General features: G+C 73.3%; 16 protein-coding genes and 1 tRNA gene. 8 read left to right on the forward strand and 9 right to left on the reverse strand.

Features of this window, described 5'->3' with window-relative positions; genetic code table 11:
• Positions 1–304 precede the first annotated feature (304 nt).
• The 3 genes from ACY34I_RS06620 to ACY34I_RS06630 form a co-directional block, all read right to left on the reverse strand.
• Positions 305–1,627: an MFS transporter gene (locus ACY34I_RS06620; RefSeq protein WP_462753472.1), complete on the reverse strand. Its 1,323-nt coding sequence runs from the start codon at positions 1,625–1,627 to the stop codon at positions 305–307.
• Between the two features lie 172 nt (positions 1,628–1,799).
• Complete coding sequence (locus ACY34I_RS06625) at positions 1,800–2,330, reverse strand: nitroreductase family protein (protein WP_462753474.1); 531 nt, start codon at positions 2,328–2,330, stop codon at positions 1,800–1,802.
• 84 nt (positions 2,331–2,414) lie between these two features.
• On the reverse strand, positions 2,415–3,191 hold the full coding sequence (locus ACY34I_RS06630) for a hypothetical protein (RefSeq protein ID WP_462753476.1): 777 nt from the start codon (positions 3,189–3,191) through the stop codon (positions 2,415–2,417).
• 249 nt (positions 3,192–3,440) lie between these two features.
• Between ACY34I_RS06630 and ACY34I_RS06635 the strand changes: the two genes are divergently transcribed.
• The gene (locus tag ACY34I_RS06635; RefSeq protein ID WP_148793070.1) at positions 3,441–4,706 is read left to right on the forward strand and encodes an aspartate kinase; all 1,266 of its coding nucleotides are present in this window, start codon (positions 3,441–3,443) and stop codon (positions 4,704–4,706) included.
• 6 nt (positions 4,707–4,712) lie between these two features.
• Positions 4,713–5,771 carry an aspartate-semialdehyde dehydrogenase gene (locus ACY34I_RS06640; protein ID WP_462753478.1) on the forward strand — a complete coding sequence of 353 codons (1,059 nt, stop codon included), beginning with the start codon at positions 4,713–4,715 and terminating at the stop codon, positions 5,769–5,771.
• 132 nt (positions 5,772–5,903) lie between these two features.
• Here ACY34I_RS06640 and ACY34I_RS06645 read toward each other — a convergent pair whose 3' ends face one another.
• On the reverse strand, positions 5,904–7,391 hold the full coding sequence (locus ACY34I_RS06645) for a GGDEF domain-containing protein (protein ID WP_462753843.1): 1,488 nt from the start codon (positions 7,389–7,391) through the stop codon (positions 5,904–5,906).
• Between the two features lie 217 nt (positions 7,392–7,608).
• Here ACY34I_RS06645 and ACY34I_RS06650 point away from each other — a divergent pair, with 217 nt between their 5' ends.
• Positions 7,609–8,388: a phosphodiesterase gene (locus ACY34I_RS06650; RefSeq protein WP_462753480.1), complete on the forward strand. Its 780-nt coding sequence runs from the start codon at positions 7,609–7,611 to the stop codon at positions 8,386–8,388.
• Between the two features lie 75 nt (positions 8,389–8,463).
• On the opposite strand, the gene ACY34I_RS06655 is transcribed toward ACY34I_RS06650, so the two are convergent.
• A complete protein-coding gene (locus ACY34I_RS06655; RefSeq protein ID WP_462753482.1) occupies positions 8,464–9,267 on the reverse strand; it encodes an alpha/beta fold hydrolase in 804 nt (267 codons plus the stop codon).
• Between the two features lie 290 nt (positions 9,268–9,557).
• Between ACY34I_RS06655 and ACY34I_RS06660 the strand changes: the two genes are divergently transcribed.
• Entirely contained in the window at positions 9,558–11,297 is a 1,740-nt protein-coding gene (locus tag ACY34I_RS06660) for a bifunctional metallophosphatase/5'-nucleotidase (protein WP_462753484.1), read from the forward strand.
• A gap of 69 nt (positions 11,298–11,366) precedes the next feature.
• Here the strand turns inward: ACY34I_RS06660 and ACY34I_RS06665 are convergent, their stop codons facing one another.
• Positions 11,367–12,650: an MFS transporter gene (locus tag ACY34I_RS06665; protein ID WP_462753486.1), complete on the reverse strand. Its 1,284-nt coding sequence runs from the start codon at positions 12,648–12,650 to the stop codon at positions 11,367–11,369.
• A gap of 111 nt (positions 12,651–12,761) precedes the next feature.
• On the opposite strand from ACY34I_RS06665, the gene ACY34I_RS06670 reads away from it, so the two are divergent.
• The 3 genes from ACY34I_RS06670 to ACY34I_RS06680 all read left to right on the forward strand — a co-directional run bounded on the left by ACY34I_RS06670 (position 12,762) and on the right by ACY34I_RS06680 (position 15,114).
• Positions 12,762–13,235 carry a hypothetical protein gene (locus ACY34I_RS06670; RefSeq protein ID WP_462753488.1) on the forward strand — a complete coding sequence of 158 codons (474 nt, stop codon included), beginning with the start codon at positions 12,762–12,764 and terminating at the stop codon, positions 13,233–13,235.
• A 113-nt stretch (positions 13,236–13,348) separates the two neighbouring features.
• The gene (locus ACY34I_RS06675) at positions 13,349–13,861 is read left to right on the forward strand and encodes a SigE family RNA polymerase sigma factor (RefSeq protein WP_462753490.1); all 513 of its coding nucleotides are present in this window, start codon (positions 13,349–13,351) and stop codon (positions 13,859–13,861) included.
• Positions 13,858–15,114, forward strand: a complete 1,257-nt coding sequence (locus ACY34I_RS06680; protein WP_462753492.1) for a TolB-like translocation protein — start codon at positions 13,858–13,860, stop codon at positions 15,112–15,114. The genes ACY34I_RS06675 and ACY34I_RS06680 overlap by 4 nt, the downstream gene beginning before the upstream one ends.
• A gap of 12 nt (positions 15,115–15,126) precedes the next feature.
• On the opposite strand, the gene ACY34I_RS06685 is transcribed toward ACY34I_RS06680, so the two are convergent.
• The 3 genes from ACY34I_RS06685 to ACY34I_RS06695 form a co-directional block, all read right to left on the reverse strand.
• Positions 15,127–16,239, reverse strand: a complete 1,113-nt coding sequence (locus ACY34I_RS06685; protein WP_187413263.1) for a calcium:cation antiporter — start codon at positions 16,237–16,239, stop codon at positions 15,127–15,129.
• A 201-nt stretch (positions 16,240–16,440) separates the two neighbouring features.
• A tRNA-Pro gene (locus ACY34I_RS06690) sits at positions 16,441–16,517 on the reverse strand.
• A gap of 74 nt (positions 16,518–16,591) precedes the next feature.
• The gene (locus ACY34I_RS06695; protein ID WP_462753495.1) at positions 16,592–17,485 is read right to left on the reverse strand and encodes a metallophosphoesterase; all 894 of its coding nucleotides are present in this window, start codon (positions 17,483–17,485) and stop codon (positions 16,592–16,594) included.
• Between the two features lie 25 nt (positions 17,486–17,510).
• On the opposite strand from ACY34I_RS06695, the gene ACY34I_RS06700 reads away from it, so the two are divergent.
• Positions 17,511–17,966: a GatB/YqeY domain-containing protein gene (locus tag ACY34I_RS06700; RefSeq protein WP_462753497.1), complete on the forward strand. Its 456-nt coding sequence runs from the start codon at positions 17,511–17,513 to the stop codon at positions 17,964–17,966.
• Positions 17,967–17,981: the final 15 nt, after the last annotated feature.

The following is a 17,981-nucleotide window of genomic DNA, read 5'->3' on the forward strand; positions in this document are numbered from 1 at the left end:
ATCGGAAGGTGTCGGCGGGATGCCGGGCGACGTTGCCGGGCGGTGCCGCGAGAAAGCTCGGATGTGCTGGACGGCGCGGTTCAACTCCGCGACGAGGTGCCGGCCGGTCAGGCCTCGTCGCGGCAGCCAAGGAGAAGGTGCGCCTGCCACATGACAAGGTGACCCTACGTGATCACGTGGCCCGGTGGTAGCTGGGTCCGTCATGTGAGACGAGGATCCCAGTCGCCGTCGGTGCCATGCCAGAGCGTCGGTACTCGCGCTCGCGGGCGCATCCAGGATCGCTCGACGCCCGCGAGGCCCCTGATCAACCCGGCACGCGGGTGGGCTCGTCGGCTCCCGGTCCGGTCACGGCAGGGGCGTCCGGTCCGACCGGCTCGGTGACCGCCGCGGTCTCGCCGAGGCGGGGGCGGCGGGCCGCCCAGCCGACCAGCGGCACCGCCGCGACCGCGGCGACGGCGAACAGCGCGGCCATCGGGAACCAGCCCCAGCCGCCGGTGGTGACCCCGAGCGCGGTCAACCCGGCGGGACCGGCCAGGTACTGGAGCTGCCCGCCGAGCCGGAACGCGCCGACGTACGCGCCCCGGTGCGCGGCCGGCGGCAGGGTGCTGGTGATCCCCCAGGCCCCGGCCGACTGGACCAGCTCGGCGAGGGTAAGCACCACTCCCGCCGCCACCAGCACCACGATCGTCAGCCCCCCGCCGGTCACCGCCGAGATCGGCAGGACCAGGCAGAACAGGGCGATCAACAGGCCGCCGACGCGCAGCGCCCGACCGGCGCCGGCCACCGTGTCGGCACCCCGGCTGGCGCGTACCTGGAGCAGCACCGCGAGGATCGTGTTGAGCAGCACCAGCGCCGCGATCAGGGTGCGCGGGGCGTCGGTGTGGCTGAGCACCCAGAGCGGCAGCACCACCAGGTAGAGCGTGCCGTGCGCGCCGAGCAGGCCGGACAGCAGGGACACCGCCATGAACGGCCGGTCGCGCAGCACGGCGAAGCGGCTGGGCCCCGCAGCCGGTGCGGCGGCGACCGGCACCCGCGGCAGCCGGTACACGAAGACCGCGGTGACCAGCAGCATCGCCGCGTTGAACCAGACCATCCCCTGGTACGCGGCGAGCGTGTCCACGGCCAGCACCACGCCGCTGATCGCCGCGCCCAGCCCGAAGCCGACATTGAGCGCCGAGCGCTGGTAGGCCAGCGCGGTCACCCGGTCCTCCGGGCGTAGCACGTTGATCGAGTAGACCTGCCGGGCCACCCCCGTGGTCGCGTCCACCACGGCCAGCGCGACCACCACGGCCAGGAACCCGGCGAAGCCGCCCACGAACGGGTACGCCCCGAAGAGCGCCGCCTCCGCCACCAGCCCGATCTGCCACACCCGCTGCGCGCCGTACCGGTCGGTGACCGCGCCGAGCGGGACCGTGCCGAGCAGGGACACCCCGGCGGCCAGCGAGAGCCCGAGCCCGACCTGGGTCGGGCTGAGCCCGAGCGCCCGGGTGAAGAAGACCGCACTGCCGGCCTGGAAGAGGCCGTGGCCGGTCGCGTACACCATGGCCTGCACGGCCAGGGCGCGGGTCAGACCGGCCGGCGGTACGACGTGCCGGACGGCGGTGCGGATGGTGTCCCTGGCCCCCATGGCCGTCGAGCAAACCGTGCCCCCGTCGCCCGGTCGACCCATTTAAGGCTGAGCCGAATCTCCACCGGATACCGCAGCCTTGCCAGATCGTGCTTCATCCTGGATCGAGTGGCATCCAGGTCCCGTCGAGGCCACTACTTCCTGGAGCGAGCGCGGGGGCCGGGGGCGGGGCTCAGCGGAGGAGCAGGGCGGCGAGGGGTTGGCGGCGGCGCAGGCCGGTCTCCCGGGCGCGCAGCTCCGCCGGGAGCGCGTACGGGTCGCCGAGACGGCCGACGGCCGCCACCACCAGCGGCCGGATCCCGGGCGCGAGGTCCAGTTCGGCGGCGAGACCGGCCCGGTCGAAGCGGGTGAGCTGGTGCACGTGCAGGCCGAGCGCGCTGGCCTGCACGGTCAGGTGGGCGACCGCCTGGCCGAGGTCGTACGCGGCCCGTTCCGGCTCGCCGCCGGTGTGCGCGCCGACCACCAGCGCGGCGGCGTGCCGCGCCCAGGTCTGGTCGCTCGCGGGGAGGCTGACCAGGATCCGCTTCCAGGTCTCGTCCTGCCGGTGCCCCAGGGCGAACCGCCACGGCTGCGCGTTCCCCGCGGAGGGCGCCCAGCGGGCGGCCTCCAGCAGGGAGGCGGCCTCGTCGCCGGTGAGCTCCGCGTCCGGGTCGAAGGCCCGGGGACTCCAGCGGAAGGCGAGCAGCGGTGTGAGATCGGCCATGGGTGGAGCATCCCGGACGGTGCTCCGGCTCGCTCGGGCGGGCCGGTCAGATGTGGCTAAGAGCACCCGTAACGGACAATGGGGTCAGGGCGTTTCCGGGCTCGGGCTGTCGGTGGGCGACCCGGCGTCGAGCGGCTCGTCCTCGGTCACCGGGCCGGCCAACCGCACGGTCGCCGGGGCCGGACCGGGCTCGCCGGCCAGCTTCAGAGTGCCGAAGGCGGCCCGGACCGCGGTCGGGGTGCCGTCCGGCCGGTAGCAGTAGATGCCCACGTCCAGCGGGGCATTCAGCGACGCGGAGGTCGAATCCACCGAGTAGCACTGGCCGCTGATCCCGGCCGGCGGGGTGGCCGGTGACACCGCGAGCGGCGCCCGCCGGTCGGTCAGCACCTCCAGCCAGTCGGTGAACGGGTGCTGCACCCGGACGTCCAGCTTCCGGGGCACGGCGTCGTCCGGGTCGCCGAGGCGTACGCAGCTCGCCGCCTCCGGGCGGCCGGCCGAGGGCAGCGCGCACTGGAACAGCCCGTCGGCGGTGCCGGCGAGCGACACGTCGACCGTGCCGCCACGCCCCCAACCGGGCACGTCCACCCGCCAGGTGCCGTCGTTCGCGCTGGTCACCGAGACCGTCCGGGCCGCACCGTCCGCGCCGGTCCAGGTGTACGTGGCGGTGAGGTGCCGGTCCTGGGCGGCCGCCGCGAGCGCGGCCAACTCGTCGCGGGCCCCGTCCACCTCCGCCGGCACCGGGTCGCCGGTGCTGGTCGGGGCGGGCTCCGGCGGGTCGGCGGTGCAGGCGGCCAGCAGCGCCGGCAGGACGATCGCCAGGGCGCCGGTCAGCCGGCGGGCCGCGCGGAGATGAGCGTGCACCGGGACATTCTGCGGTGCCGACCCGGGTCCCGGGGGCCCGCCGCGCGGCTCTTGCGTCGGCGTGTCGCGACGCCCGCCGGCGGTGCGTCCGACCCTGGTGAGCCGCCCCACCCTGGGCCGGATGGTGGGATCACCCGGCCCGGTGCCGGGCGCCGCCCGATACCCTGGGGAGGTCTGACACGCGCCGCCGGACCGGAACCCGGCGGCGCCGGCACGCTCAGGGTCGTCGCTGGGAGGGAGCGCACCGTCGTGGCACTCGTGGTGCAGAAGTACGGCGGGTCCTCCGTCGCCAACGCCGAGCGGATCAAGCGGGTGGCCGAGCGCATCGTGGCCGCCCGCAAGGCCGGCGACGACGTGGTCGTGGTGGTCTCCGCGATGGGGGACACCACCGACGAGCTGCTCGACCTGGCCAACCAGGTCAGCCCGCTGCCACCCGGTCGCGAGCTGGACATGCTGCTCACCGCCGGGGAGCGGATCTCCATGGCGCTGCTCGCCATGGCCATCCACAACCTCGGTTACGAAGCCCGCTCGTTCACCGGCTCGCAGGCCGGCGTGATCACCACCTCGGTGCATGGCAGGGCGCGGATCATCGACGTCACCCCGGGCCGCCTCAAGGGCGCGCTGGACGAGGGCTCGGTGGTCATCGTGGCCGGCTTCCAGGGCGTCTCGCAGGACACCAAGGACGTCACCACGCTGGGCCGGGGCGGGTCGGACACCACCGCCGTGGCGCTCGCCGCCGCGCTCGACGCGGACGTCTGCGAGATCTACACCGACGTGGACGGCGTGTTCAGCGCCGACCCACGGATCGTGCCCAACGCCCGGCACATCAAGCACATCACCTACGAGGAGATGCTGGAGCTGGCCGCCTGCGGCGCCAAGGTGCTGCACCTGCGCAGCGTCGAGTACGCCCGGCGCGCGGGGTTGCCGATCCACGTCCGTTCGTCATACTCGACCAACACCGGCACGATGGTCACCGGATCGATGGAGGACCTTCCTGTGGAACAGGCACTGATCACCGGGGTCGCCCACGACCGCAGCGAAGCGAAGATCACCATCGTCGGGGTGCCCGACGAGCCGGGTGCCGCCGCGCGGATCTTCGACACCGTGGCCGGAGCCGAGATCAACATCGACATGATCGTGCAGAACGTGTCCACCGAGGGCACCGGCCGCACGGACATCTCGTTCACCCTGCCGAAGACCGACGGCCCGACCGCGATGGCCGCGCTCAGCAAGATCCAGGACGTGGTCAAGTTCAAGGGCCTGCTCTACGACGACCACGTCGGCAAGGTCTCCCTGATCGGCGCCGGCATGCGCTCGCACCCGGGCGTCGCGGCGGGCTTCTTCGCCGCCCTCGGCGCGGCCGGCGTGAACATCGAGATGATCTCCACCTCCGAGATCCGGGTCTCCGTGGTGTGTCGGGACACCGACCTCGACAAGGCGGTCCGGGCCATCCACGATGCCTTCGACCTGGGCGGCGAGTCCGAGGCCGTGGTCTACGCGGGCACCGGGCGGTAGCCGGCCATGCCGTCGCTGCCCACCCTCGCCGTGGTCGGGGCGACCGGTGCCGTCGGCACGGTGATGTGCGAGCTGCTTTCCTCCCGGGCCAACGTCTGGGGTGAGATCCGGCTCCTCGCCTCCGAGCGTTCGGTCGGCCGGCAGGTGCAGTGCCGGGGTGAGCTGGTCACCATCCAGGCGCTCACCCCGGAGGCGTTCGACGGCGTGGACGTGGCGATGTTCGACGTCCCGGACGAGGTCTCGGCCGAGTGGGCGCCGATCGCGGTCAGCCGGGGCGCGGTCGCGGTGGACAACTCCGGAGCGTTCCGGATGGACCGCGACGTCCCCCTGGTGGTGCCGGAGATCAACCCGGAGCAGGTCCGCAACCGGCCCAAGGGGATCATCGCCAACGCCAACTGCACCACCCTGGCGATGATCGTGGCGGTCGCCCCACTGCACCGTGAATACGGCCTCCGCGAGCTGGTCCTCGCGTCGTATCAGGCGGTGTCCGGGGCGGGGCAGGCCGGCGTGGACGCGCTGCACGCCCAGCTCGGCAAGATCGCCGGGGACCGGGTGCTCGGCTCCCGTCCGGGCGACGTCCGGCAGGCGGTCGGCGACGAGCTGGGCCCGTTCCCGGCCCCGCTGGCGCTCAACGTGGTGCCCTGGGCCGGCTCGCTGGCCGACGGCGGCTGGTCGTCCGAGGAGATGAAGATGCGCAACGAGTCGCGCAAGATCCTCGGCCTGCCCGACCTCAAGGTCTCCGCCACCTGCGTACGGGTGCCGGTGGTGACCGGCCACTCGGTCGCCGTGCACGCGGTCTTCGCCACCGAGGTCGACGCCGAGGGGGCCCGGGAGGCGCTGCGCAACGCGCCCGGCGTGATCCTGGTCGACGACCCGGCCGCGGGCGAGTTCCCGATGCCGATCGACGCGGTCGGCACCGACCCGTCCTGGGTCGGCCGGATCCGCCGCGCCGTCGACGACCCGCGCGCCCTCGACCTCTTCGTCACCGGCGACAACCTGCGCAAGGGCGCCGCCCTCAACACCGCCCAGATCGCCGAGCTCCTCGCCGCCGAACTCACCCACTGACCCACCCCCGCGGATCCCACCCCCGGCGGATCCAGCCGTTGATCATGAAGTTGTTGTCGCGCCGCCCGGCGTGTCGCGACAACAACTTCATGATCGACCGCGGGGGGTCGGGTGCGGTGGGGCGGGACGAGGTCAGGCGGCGGCGAGGCGGACGCCGTCGCGGCCGTGCCGCTTGACCGCGTACAGGGCCTGGTCGGCGCGGCGGAGGGCCAGGTCGGGCGACTCGCCGGGTTGGGGGAGGGCGACGCCGACGCTGATCGTCCGACCGGTCCGCCGGGCCGCCTCGGTCAGCCGCTCGGCGATCCGGAGCGCCTCCTCGGGGCGGCTCACCTCGATCACCGCGACGAACTCGTCGCCGCCGGTCCGGTACAGCTCGTCGCCCTGCCGCAGCGCCCCCTCCAGCGCCCGGGCCAGCCCGACCAGCAGCCGGTCCCCGGCCTGGTGGCCGTACGTGTCGTTGACGTCCTTGAAGCCGTCCACGTCGATCGCCAGCAGGGCGGTACGCCCCGGCGTGGCGCTCGCGATCCGCCGACCGAACGGCCCGGTGTGGCCCAGCCCGGTGAGCGGGTCGGAGTTGGCCTGCTCGCGCAGCCGGGCGAGCGTACGCAGCCGGTCGAGGCAGGCCCACGCCTGCCCGGCCAGCAGCTCCATCAGGTTGACCGTGGTCGGGTCGGGGCGCAGCAGCCGCTCGTCGGCGACCAGCAGCACCCCGCCGGTGTCCGACGGCCCGACCGGCACGGTCACCAGGGTCCGCGCCCCGGCCCAGGCCAGCGGCAGGTGGTCCTCGGTCGGCGGGTGCCCCGCCTCGCCCAGCGTGTACGCGGCGCCGTGCCGGTGCGCCCGGGCGATCAGCCGGCCGAGCGCGGCGGGGCCGGCCTCGGTCAGCTCGGCCCGGATCCGGGACTCCAACTCGCCGGGGGTGCCGGTCGGCGCGCTCAGCCGCGGCTCCGGCCGGTCGGCGAGGACCAGCACGGCGGCGGAGAGATCCGAGACGTCCCGGGCCGCGGTGATGGCGGCGGTCATCAGGTCCCAGTCGGTGGGCGCGGCGGTCATCGCGGCGGCGTGCCGGAGCAGCTTCTCGCTGCGGCTCTCGGCGGGCGGGCCGCCGAGCGCCACGATCCGGCCGGCCAGCCGGGTGGCCAGCCGCTCGGCGGTCTCCCGCCACCGGTCCAGCTCGACCGGGCCGCTCCACTGCAGGTCGAGCACGCCGATCGGCCGGCCCGTCGGGTCGCACAGCGGTACGCAGACCTCGGCGGTGACGTCGGGGCGTACCGGGAGATGGTCGGGGTCGGCGGTGACGTCGGCGACGGTGGCGGGCTCGCCGGAGGCGTACACCCGGCCGATGACCGACGGCGCCAGGTCCCGGCGCGGTGCCAGACCGGCCTTCGTTCGGTCCGGGGTGCCGCCTGGCGGCGCGGCGACCGGATCGTGGCCGTCCGTGGGGCTGGCGGTGTCGCTCCCGGTCTCCGGCGGCAGCGTGGAGAAGACCTGCCAGGCGCCGGTGGCCGCGACGCAGCGCAGCCGGTCATGGACCTCGAGCAGGATCGAGATGGCCGCCGGGGTGTGCCGGGCGAGCGCGGTGACCGTCCACCGGCACGCCTCCAGCGCGGTCGACGCCATCGAGAGGCGGACCGTGACGTCTCGGATGACTCGCTCGTGATCCACGTCGTTCCAGGTCAAGGGGCCGGGGCGCGACCAAGGGTACTCAGCGGGCGGTCCACCGACCTTCGTACACATGTGCTATCCACAGGGTGTGGACGCGGCCTGTGGGTACGGCGGGGCCGCGCGCCGGGGCCCGCGACGATAGCGTGAGGTTCCCGGTCCCGAGGAGGCGTCGATGCTCATCGCCCAGCTCAGCGACCCGCACGTGACCACCGGCCCGCTCGCCGCCGAGCAGGCGTCCGGGCTGCACCGCGCGCTCGGCCGGGTGCTGGCCCTGCGACCCCGGCCGGACTGCGTGGTCATCACCGGTGACCTGGTCGACAACGGCCGCCCCGACGAGTACGTGGCGCTGCGCGACATCATCGGGCGCTTCCCGTTGCCGGTGCACCTCGCCGCCGGCAACCACGACGACCGGGAGTCCCTGCTCGACACCTTCGGCGGCACCCCCTACCTGGGTGGTGGCTTCTCGGCGTACTACCACGTCGATCATCCGGGGGCGACGCTGGTGGTGCTCGACTCGCTCGCGCCCGGAGACGACGCCGGGCGGCTCGGCGACGAGCAACTGGGCTGGCTCGACGGGGTGCTCGCCGGCCGCCCCGACGTGCCCGCGGTCGTGTGCCTGCACCATCCGCCGGTCGCGGTCGGCATCCCGGCCATGGACGCCATCCGGCTCACCGACGCCGACGCCTTCGCCGCGGTGATCAAGCGGCACCCCCACGTCGTACGCGTCGCCGCAGGTCACCTGCACCGGCCGGTGACCAGCAACTTCGCCGGCACGGTGCTGACCACCGCGCCGAGCACCTGGGCGCAGGTGAACCTGACCATGACCGACGACCCGGAGATCTGGATGGTGGCCGAGCCGACCGCCTTCCTGCTGCACCGGTTGGCCGGCGACAGTTGCGTGACGCACACCGTCCAGGTCAGCCACGCGGCCGGGCAGACCTGCTGGTTCTGAAGCGGTGGACCCGCTCTCGGGTCCAACCCGGTGCCGGGCGCCCCGGCCGGCCCGCCGCTCCGCTGCCGGGCCGGCTCAGGCCAGCAGGGCGTCGCGCAGCGCGGGGGCCAGGGTCTCCGGCGGCACCTCGTGGAAGCCGCCCGCCAGGCTGACGTGGCTGGCGTGGGGGATCGCCCGCGCCGTGGCAGCGGCCGCGTCCCGTAGCCAGTCCGGGCTGCCCGTGCTGTCCACCACGACCGTCGGTACGGCGATCGTCGCGAGCCGGGCGGCGGGCAGTTCACCGCCGCCGGTCACCGTGGTGTCGTACGGCAGGGTGTGCGCCAGCCCTTCCATCCAGGCCCAGTCCGGTGTGCCGCGCATGCCGGAGACCGCCTCGGCCGGCACCCCGACCGCCTCCGTCAGGAAGAGCCCGACCGCGTCGTCGCGCTGGCCCGCCGCCACCAGTTCGGTCAGGCGTACGGCCAGCCCCGGCTTGGGTCCGCCGTGCGGTCCGGCCTGGAACGGGGGCTCGAAGAGCGCCAGCGCGGTGAGCGGCAGCCCCTCGGCCGCCGCGTACGCGGCGAGGATCGCGCCGGAGGAGAGGCCGTAGAGGTGGGACCGGCCACCCGCCCGGTCGATCAGGGCCGCCACGTCCTCGATCTCCCGCTGCACCGCGTACGGCGCGGTGTCCCCGCTGGCCCCGCGTCCCCGCCGGTCGTAGCCGTACACGGTGAAGTCGGACGCCAGCGCGGCGGCCAGCGGGCGGGTGGTGCCGCGGTCGTTGAAGGCCCCGCCGATCAGGATGATGGGCGGCCCCTCCCCGGCGGTCTCGTACGCGATCGCGGTGCCATCGGCGGACCGCACCGTCTCCACCGTCCAGGTGGTCCCGTTCGACGTCATGGCTACTTTCTACTGCCGAACCCCGACAACGGGGGCCCGTGAAGGAATTCATCTGCCCGTCATGTCCGACTCGTCGGGCAGACCGGTACACGTCGCCGGCCCTGGCCAGCATCCAGGGGTGCCGCCCCGGTCGACCGATCGCCCGGTGGATGAGAAGCTTTCCCCCGGCGGGGCGGTGTTTCCCCCGACTCACGCCGCCCGCCGACCGACCCCTGTCACGGCAAGCAGCAGGGTCGCCGGGCGAACCATCGCCCGAAACAGTCACGCGCCGGTATCTCACGAGGAGTCCCATGTCCGTCCCCGGGATGCGTCGGGCCGCCGTCGGCCTGGCCGCGCTCGCCGCGACCGCGTTCACCGCGGTCGCCGTACACCCCAGCCAGGCGGAGGCCGGCCCGAAGCCGGTCGACGTCAAGCTGCTCGCCATCAACGACTTCCACGGAAACCTGGAGCCGCCGACCGGGTCCAGCGGCACCATCGCGGGTCAGACCGCTGGTGGCGCCGAGTACCTGGCCACCCGGCTCGCCCAGCTGCGCGGCGCCACCGAGGAGGAGCGGGAGCGCACCATCACGGTCGGCGCAGGTGACCTGATCGGTGCCTCCCCGCTTCTCTCGGCGGCCTTCCACGACGAGCCGACCATCGAGGCGATGAACCTGGCCGGCCTCGACTTCACCAGCGTCGGCAACCACGAGTTCGACGAGGGCGCCACCGAGCTGCTGCGCATGCAGAACGGCGGCTGCCACCCGGTCGACGGCTGCGCCGACGGCACGCCGTTCGCGGGCGCCAAGTTCCAGTACCTGTCGGCGAACGCCTTCAAGACCGCCACGGGCCAGCCGCTGCTGCCGCCGTACGGGATCAAGAAGGTCGACGGCGTCAAGGTCGGCTTCATCGGGATGACCCTGGAGGGCACCCCGCAGATCGTCAGCCAGCAGGGCGTCGCCGGCCTGAGCTTCGCCGACGAGGCCGACACCGCCAACAAGTACGCCCGCATCCTGCAGGCCCAGGGCGTGCAGGCCATCGTCGTGCTGCTGCACGAGGGTGGCGTGCAGAACGGCGGCGGCATCAACGACTGCACCGGGTTCAGCGGCCCGATCGTCGACATCGCCAACCGGATGGACCCCGCCATCGACGTGATCGTCAGCGGGCACACCCACGCCGCGTACAACTGCAACATCAACGGCAAGCTGGTCACCAGCGCCAGCTCGTTCGGCCGCCTGGTCACCGACATCGACCTTCAGGTCGACCGGCGCAGTGGCGACGTGATCACCGCCAAGGCGAACAACGTCGTGGTCACCCGGGACGTCTCGAAGGACCCGGCCACCACCTCGCTGATCAACCACTACAAGACCGCGCTCGGCCCGGTGGCCGACAAGGTGGTCGGCGAGACCACCCAGGCGATCACCAAGACCCAGGAGAACCTGTACCAGACCGGGGTCGACGCCAACGGCAAGCCGACGTACCAGACCGGTGAGTCGCCGCTCGGCAACCTGATCGCCGACGCCCAGCTCGCCGCCACGGACAACGAGCAGAACGCGGTCGCCGCGTTCATGAACCCCGGTGGTGTCCGCGCCGACGTCGACGCCGGCCCGGTCACCTACGCCGAGGCGTTCACCGTCCAGCCGTTCGCCAACAACCTGGTGACGCTGGACCTGACCGGCGCGCAGCTCTACTGCATGCTGGAGCAGCAGTTCACCGTCGCCCGGGTGCTGTACGCGTCCTCGACGGTGCACTACGTCGTCGACGTCAACGGCACCACCGCGCCCGCCGCGTCGCCGTGCAGCGGCACCCGGGTGGTCCGGGGCAGCCTCACCATCAACGGTGCCCCGGTCACCGACACCGCGACCTACCGGGTCACGGTGAACAACTTCCTCTCCGGTGGCGGCGACGGCTTCAGCGTCCTCCCCGGTGGGAAGAACCAGGTCACCGGCATGATCGACCTGGACGCCTTCACGGCCTACCTGACCGCGAAGTCGCCGATCGCCCCGCCGGCGCTGGACCGGATCCAGACCACCGCGGAGGTTCCCGCCGCCTGACGGCGATCCGTACCACGACGGGCCCCGGAGCACGCTCCGGGGCCCGTCGCTCGTTGCGCAGCGTCGCACTCAGGCGACGACGGGCTCCGGCTGCTGGACCGGGACCGGCGTGGTGCGGCCGTCCTGGGTGGGGGTGAGCAGCCGGCGCAGCGACAGGGCCAGCACCGAGGCGATCAGGCAGCCGCCCACCACGACCGCCACCCAGAGCCGCCCGTGCGCCGCGCCGAGCAGCGGGCCCGCGGTGACCGGGCCGATGATCCCGCTGATCCCGAAGATCATCGAGCTCATCGCGTTGTAGCGCCCGCGCAGCTCGTCGGTGGCGAGCGCGTTGGTCAGCGCCGGCATGACCGGCGACAGCATCGTCTCGCCGAAACCGAAGATGGCCGAGCACGCCACCACGCCCAGCGCGGCGAGCAGCGCGTTGCCCGTGCCGATCAGGCCGGCCGCGCCGAGGACCAGCCAGGCGGCCGCGAAGGTCGCGCCCACCGCGGCCAGCGCCCCCGTCCGGCTGCGTCCCTCCATTCGGCGGATGACCAGCAGCTGGGAGAGCACGATCATCACGGTGTTGCAGGCCAGGGCCCAGGCCACCACCCGGGGCGTCACCTCCACCACCCGCACCGAGTACGCGGTGAAGCCCACCTCGATCTGCGCGTATCCGCAGGTGGTCAGCACCAGGCCGAAGATGACCAGACGCCGGAACGGCCGGTCCCGCAGCACGGTGAGGTAGCCCCCGGTCGCCCGTGCGGCGCCCGCCTCCCTGGCCTGCGCCAGCCGGTGCCCGACGTGCGGCAGGGTCAGCAGGATTAGCGCCGGCGTCAGGTAGCTCAACGCGTCCAGCAGGTAGATGGCCTGGAAGGTGACCGGACGGGCCACGTCGACCACCGCGCCGGAGATCAGGCCACCCACTCCGATGCCGAGGTTGAGCAGGGCGAAGTTCAGGCCGAACACCCGCTGCCGCTCACCGTCGCCGGTCAGCGAGGCGAGGATCGTGTTCTGGCCGGACCAGATCGCCGAGCCGCCGATCGCCATGATCGTGCTGACCGCGAAGGCCGTGCCGACCGAGTGGACCAGTCCGAGCGAGGCCGTGCCGACCGCCTCGACCGCCAGGCAGGGCAGCACCACCCGGCGGGCGCCGAACCGGTCGATCAGCGTCCCGCCCAGCGGCGACAGGGCGAGCGTCACCGCGCCGAACCAACCGATCACCAGGCCGGCCTGGTTGTCGGACAGCCCGCGCACGTCGGTGAGGTAGATGAAGAGGAACGGCAGGGTCAGGCCGCGCCCGACGGCCGACAGCAGGGTGCCGATCAGGATCCGACGGGCTTCCGGGCGGGCAGGCAGGGCGCGGCGCAGCATGGGCTGAATTCTGTGCGCCGGGTACGACGACCCGCGAACGGATTACCGGCCGTTGTGCGCTCGGCAGAGCCGCTGGGTGAGCAAGAACACGGCGTCTGCCATGCTGGCCCGGTGACCACCACCTGGCGCCACCTGCCCGCCCCGGCCCGCGAGATCGCCGGGGCCGCCACCGAGGCGGTCGCCGCCGCGCACGACCGGGACGCCGAGGCGTACGGGCCGGCGGTGGAGCGGCTGGCCGCCGCCGACCGGGCCGGCCTGGTGCTCGGCGGGGTGGTCCGGCTGCTGCTGGAGGAGACCCACCCGGACGGGCTGGCCGGGGACGATGTCCGCCAGGTGCTGGAGCGCTCTGTCCGGTCCGCCGCGCTCTGGTGGCCCGACGTCGACCCGCACGTGCTGCTGGTCCTGCTGGCGAGCGCCCTCGGGGTCTACGAACCGGGCGACGACGACACACCGCCCGACCCGGCCGCGATCGCCCGACACGCGCCGTTGCTCGTGGCCGACCTGCTGGCGGCCACCGGCCGGCCGCTGGCGGACTACCTGACCGCCGCGTTCGCCGAGGTGGCCCGCACCGAGTTGCACGACTGACCGCCGGAGAGCGGCCGCGTCGAGCCAGGCAGCCTGTCGCCGCGGCAGGGCATCCATCCAGCGGCGTGCAACAGTTCGCCCTCCTCGGGCGTCCCGAATTCGAGGAGGTGGCCATGGATGGTGCCGAACCGGCCTTCGAGGAGTTCGTCCGGGCACGGTGGATGTCGCTCGTGCGCTACGGGTATGTGCTCACCGGCAGCCCGCACGATGCCGCCGACCTGGCGCAGGAGGCGTTGGCGCGGTTGGGCTCCGCCTGGCCGCGGGTGGTCCGCCGGGACAACCCCGACGCGTACGTCCGCACCACCATGGCACGGCTGCACATCAGTTGGTGGCGGCGGCTACGCCGAGAGCACCTGATGCCCGACGTGCCGGACCGGCCGGTGGGTGATTCGGCGGTCGACCGGATCGACGCGGCCTCGGAGCTGTGGCCGGTACTGGCACGCCTGCCCCGCCGGCAGCGCGCGGTCCTGGTGCTGCGGTACTACGAGCACCGGACAGACGCCGAGATCGCGGTGCTGCTGAACGTCTCCCGCGGCACCGTCCGCAGCCAGGCCTCCCGGGCGCTGGAGAAGCTCCGGGCGCACACCACCCAGCACAGGGCAGCGACATCCGGGAGGCAGAAATGATCAGCGAGCTCGAGGAACACCTGACGCGTACCCTGGCCTCCGCAGCGGACGAGGCGCCGGTGCCCGCCTACGACCCGGTCGGCGCGGTGCGCGGGCGACAGCGCCGACGCCGGCACCGGCGGGCGGGCCTCGCCGCAGCCTGCGCCGTCGCGCTCGCGGCCGGGTCGGTGCTGGCCGGGGTACGTCTGGCCGCGCCGGAGCCCGACCACGGACCCGAGTACGTCTTTTCGCCGGACCGGATCCCCGACTTCGCCAACCTGCCCGAGCCGCAGAAGGTCTGGCCGGAGGCCGTCCATCGGCTGCCCGGCACACTTCCCGACGGATCCCGCTACGCCGTCATGGCCGTCCTCGGCGATGGCCGCTACCTGGTGGCGCGGGACCGGTTCGATGGCGAGGCGGGCCCGTCGGTTCTTGACGTCCGGTCCCGGACCGTGACGGTGCTGGCCACGTCGGCGGTGACTCAGGGTCTGGCGATGTCGCGGGTCCTCATGGCGCGGGAGGTGGACGGGCAGGCGGTCTGGTTTCTCGAAGGCTTCCGGAACAACCGCCACGTCCGGGAGGCATGGGTCGCACCCCTCGACGGCGGTCCGGCGCGTCGCCTGACGGACCTTCCCGACGGGTCGGCGCCCCGGTTCAGTGTCGCGGGGCACTCGATCATCTGGGAGCAGGAGGCGCCCGGAAGGTGGAAGCTGCCGGAGGGCCCACGGGTGTCGGTCCGCCGGGTCTCCTTGAGCGGTGGTCCGGCGGCCGATGTCCCGGACAGCCAGGGATTCGTTCCGGCGAACGCCGCGCCGTGGATCACGGACCAGCGGTTCGGCACGGGTCTGGACGCGAAGCCGTCGGGTGAACTGCGCAACGTGGTGACCGGTGAGCGGCTGCGGTGGAAGGCGGCCACCGACGTCCAGTTCGTGCAGTGCGGGCCCACCTGGTGCGCTGGCCGCGGCTCGGGGGACCGGATCGCATTGCAGGAGCTGGACGGCAGCAACCCCGTGCAGTTGCCCTACCGGGGGGAACTGTCCCCGAGCCACGGCGGGCGGCTGGCGATCGGTCAGCTGGAACTTCCGGCGGCGTGGTTGCACCTCATCTGGGACCGCACGACCGGCAAGGCGGCCGGGATCAGCGAGCCCCGACCGGCGGCCGCCTCACCGGGGTACGGCTGGAACAATCAGCTGGCGGACTTCGAGCCCGAGGTGCTGACCCTGCGCGCGACCGACGATCAACTCGTCGTGCTGGACCTCGGCGCGATCAAATGACGGCCCCGACGATCAGGGGCTCGCGGCGAGGAAGACGAACGCGGCGAGCAGCACCAGGTGCACCCCGCCCTGGAGCACCGTCGCCCGGCCCGGCACCACCGTGAGTACGCCGGTCACGGCGGTGAGCGCGAGCAGCGTCAGCTGGGTGCCGCCGAGACCGAGCAGCAGCGGCCCCTCCAGCCAGATCGACGCCAGCGCTATGGCCGGAATGGTGAGGCCGATGCTGGCCATCGCCGAGCCGAGGGCCAGGTTGAGGCTGATCTGGACCCGGTCCCGCCGGGCGGCCCGGGCCGCGGCGAGGGTCTCCGGCAGCAGCACCAGCAGGGCGATGACCACCCCGACGAACGCCTGCGGCAGCTTCGCCGCCGAGACGCCCGCCTCGATCGTCGGCGAGATTATCTTCGCGTTGCCGACCACCGCGACCAGGGCCACCAGCAGCAGCGCAAGGCTGGCCAGCGCGGTGCGGGCCGACGGCGGGTCGGCGTGCCCGTCCTGGTCGGCGTCGACGGCCAGGATGCTGCCCTCCTGGGTGACCGGGAGGAAGTAGTCGCGGTGCCGGCCGGTCTGCACCATCACGAAGAGGCCGTAGAGGGCGAGCGACGCCACCGCCGCGAAGGTGAGCTGCGCCGGGGAGAACTGCGGGCCCGGCCGGCCGATGGTGAAGGTGGGCACCACCAGGCTGAGGGTGGCGAGCGTGGCCACCGTGGCCAGCGCCCCACCGGTGCCCTCCGGGTTGAAGACCGCTATCCGGCGTCGCAGCGCGCCGATCAGCAGCGACAGGCCGAAGATCCCGTTGCAGGTGATCATCACGGCGGCGAAGACCGTGTCCCGGGCCAGCGCCTGGGTCTTGTCCCCGCCGCTGATCATGAGGGTGACGATCAGTCCGACCTCGATCACCGTGACCGCCACGGCGAGGAGCAGCGAGCCGAACGGCTCCCCCACCTTGTGCGCCACCACCTCCGCGTGGTGCACGGCGGCCAGCACCGCGCCGGCCAGCAGCGCGGCCACCACCACGATCAGCCCGCCGGGCAGGTGCCGTCCCCATGAGGCCGCGAGGACCAGGACCGCGATCGGGGGTACGAGGGTGGTCCAGTCGGTCAGGCGGGAACGGATCAGCGCAGGCATGCATCAACCTTGCCAGGAAAATTGATCATCCGCCCCTGCCCAGCCGGGTGGGCGAACCGCGCCCGCTACCCGTCGGCCCGGCCCGGGACCTGGGTGCTGTCATGATCAACGGTCACCCGCCGAGAAGCGCCCAGGGTTCGAGGGTCGACGCCGGGAACGAGTCAAGGCCCCTCCGTGGAGGGGCCTTGACTCGTTTACCTCTGGTCGGGGTGGCCGGATTTGAACCGACGACCTCTTCGTCCCGAACGAAGCGCGCTACCAAACTGCGCCACACCCCGAGGCGTGCCGACAAATAGTAGCCCACCCGCTCCGATGGTCAAACTCGGTACCCCCCACCTCCGGCACGGGTCGTTCAGCGGGAGATCAGGGTGAGCACGCTCGCCTCCGGCGGGCAGGCGAACCGCACCGGCGCGGTGGGGTGCGTACCGAGGCCGGCGGAGACGTGCAGCCAGGCGTCCGAGCCGGGCCAGCGGTGCAGCCCGCGGGCCATCGAGCGGGGCAGGCCGCAGTTGGTCACCAGCGCGCCGTAGCCGGGCACGCAGACCTGGCCGCCGTGGGTGTGCCCGGCGAGCAGCAGCCCGAAGCCGTCGGCGGCCATCCGGTCGAGCACGGCCGGCTCGGGGGAGTGGCTGAGGGCGATGGAGAGCGCGCTACTGGAGCTGACCGGGCCGGCCACCGCGTCGTAGTCGTCCCGCTCGACGTGCGGGTCGTCCACGCCGGCCAGCTCGATCTCCCGGCCGCCCGCCTTCAGGGTGGTCCGCGCGTTGTTGAGATCCACCCAGCCGGCCCCGGTGAACACGTCGCGCAGCTCCTCGTACGGCAGCGGCACGCCCTCGGTGTATTCCCGGTCGGGCAGGAAGTAGGTGAACGGGTTCTTCCAGACCGGCCCGGTGTAGTCGTTGGAGCCGAAGACGAAGGCGCCGGGCAGGTCGAGCAGCGGTTGCAGGGCCCGCAGCACGCCGGGTACGGCGTCGGGGTGCGCCATGTTGTCCCCGGTGACCACCACCAGGTCCGGGTCGAGGGCGGCCAGCGAGGCCACCCAGTCCTGCTTGCGCCGCTGGTTGGGCATCATGTGCAGGTCCGACAGGTGCAGCACCCGCAGCGGCTCGGCGTCCGTCGGAAGCACCGGTACGTCGTACCGGCGCAGGGTGAACAGGTGGCGCTCGACGAGGGACGCGTACGCCAGGGCGGCCGCGCCGGCGGCGACGGTCCCGGCGGCGAGCCGGAATAGTGTGCGCTTTCGCATGCCGTTCAGGGTAGTTTGACCGTCCATGAGCACGCTGAAGGATCGTCTCACCGCCGACATGCGCGCCGCCCTGAAGGCGCGCGACGAGCTGACCACCTCCACGCTGCGGATGGCCCTCGCCGCTGTGGGCAACGCCGAGGTCGCCGGCAAGGAAAAGCGCGAGCTCAGCGACGACGAGGTGCTCGCGGTGCTGACCAAGGAGGCGAAGAAGCGGCGCGAGGCCGCCACCGCCTTCGCCGACGCGGGCCGCACCGAGCAGGCCGGCAAGGAGACCGCCGAGGGCGAGGTGCTGGAGCGCTACCTGCCGAAGCAGCTCGCCGACGCCGAGCTGACCGAGCTGGTCGCGGGGGCGCTCGCCGCGGGCGGCTTCACCGGCAAGGCGCAGATGGGCCCGGCCATGAAGGCGGCCCAGGCCGCGGTGGCCGGCCGGGCCGAGGGCGGCCGCGTCGCCGCCGAGGTACGCCGGCAGCTCGGCCTCTGACCGGGGCGACACGAC

This window comes from Micromonospora sp. RTBAU3-60 (assembly GCF_054963695.1).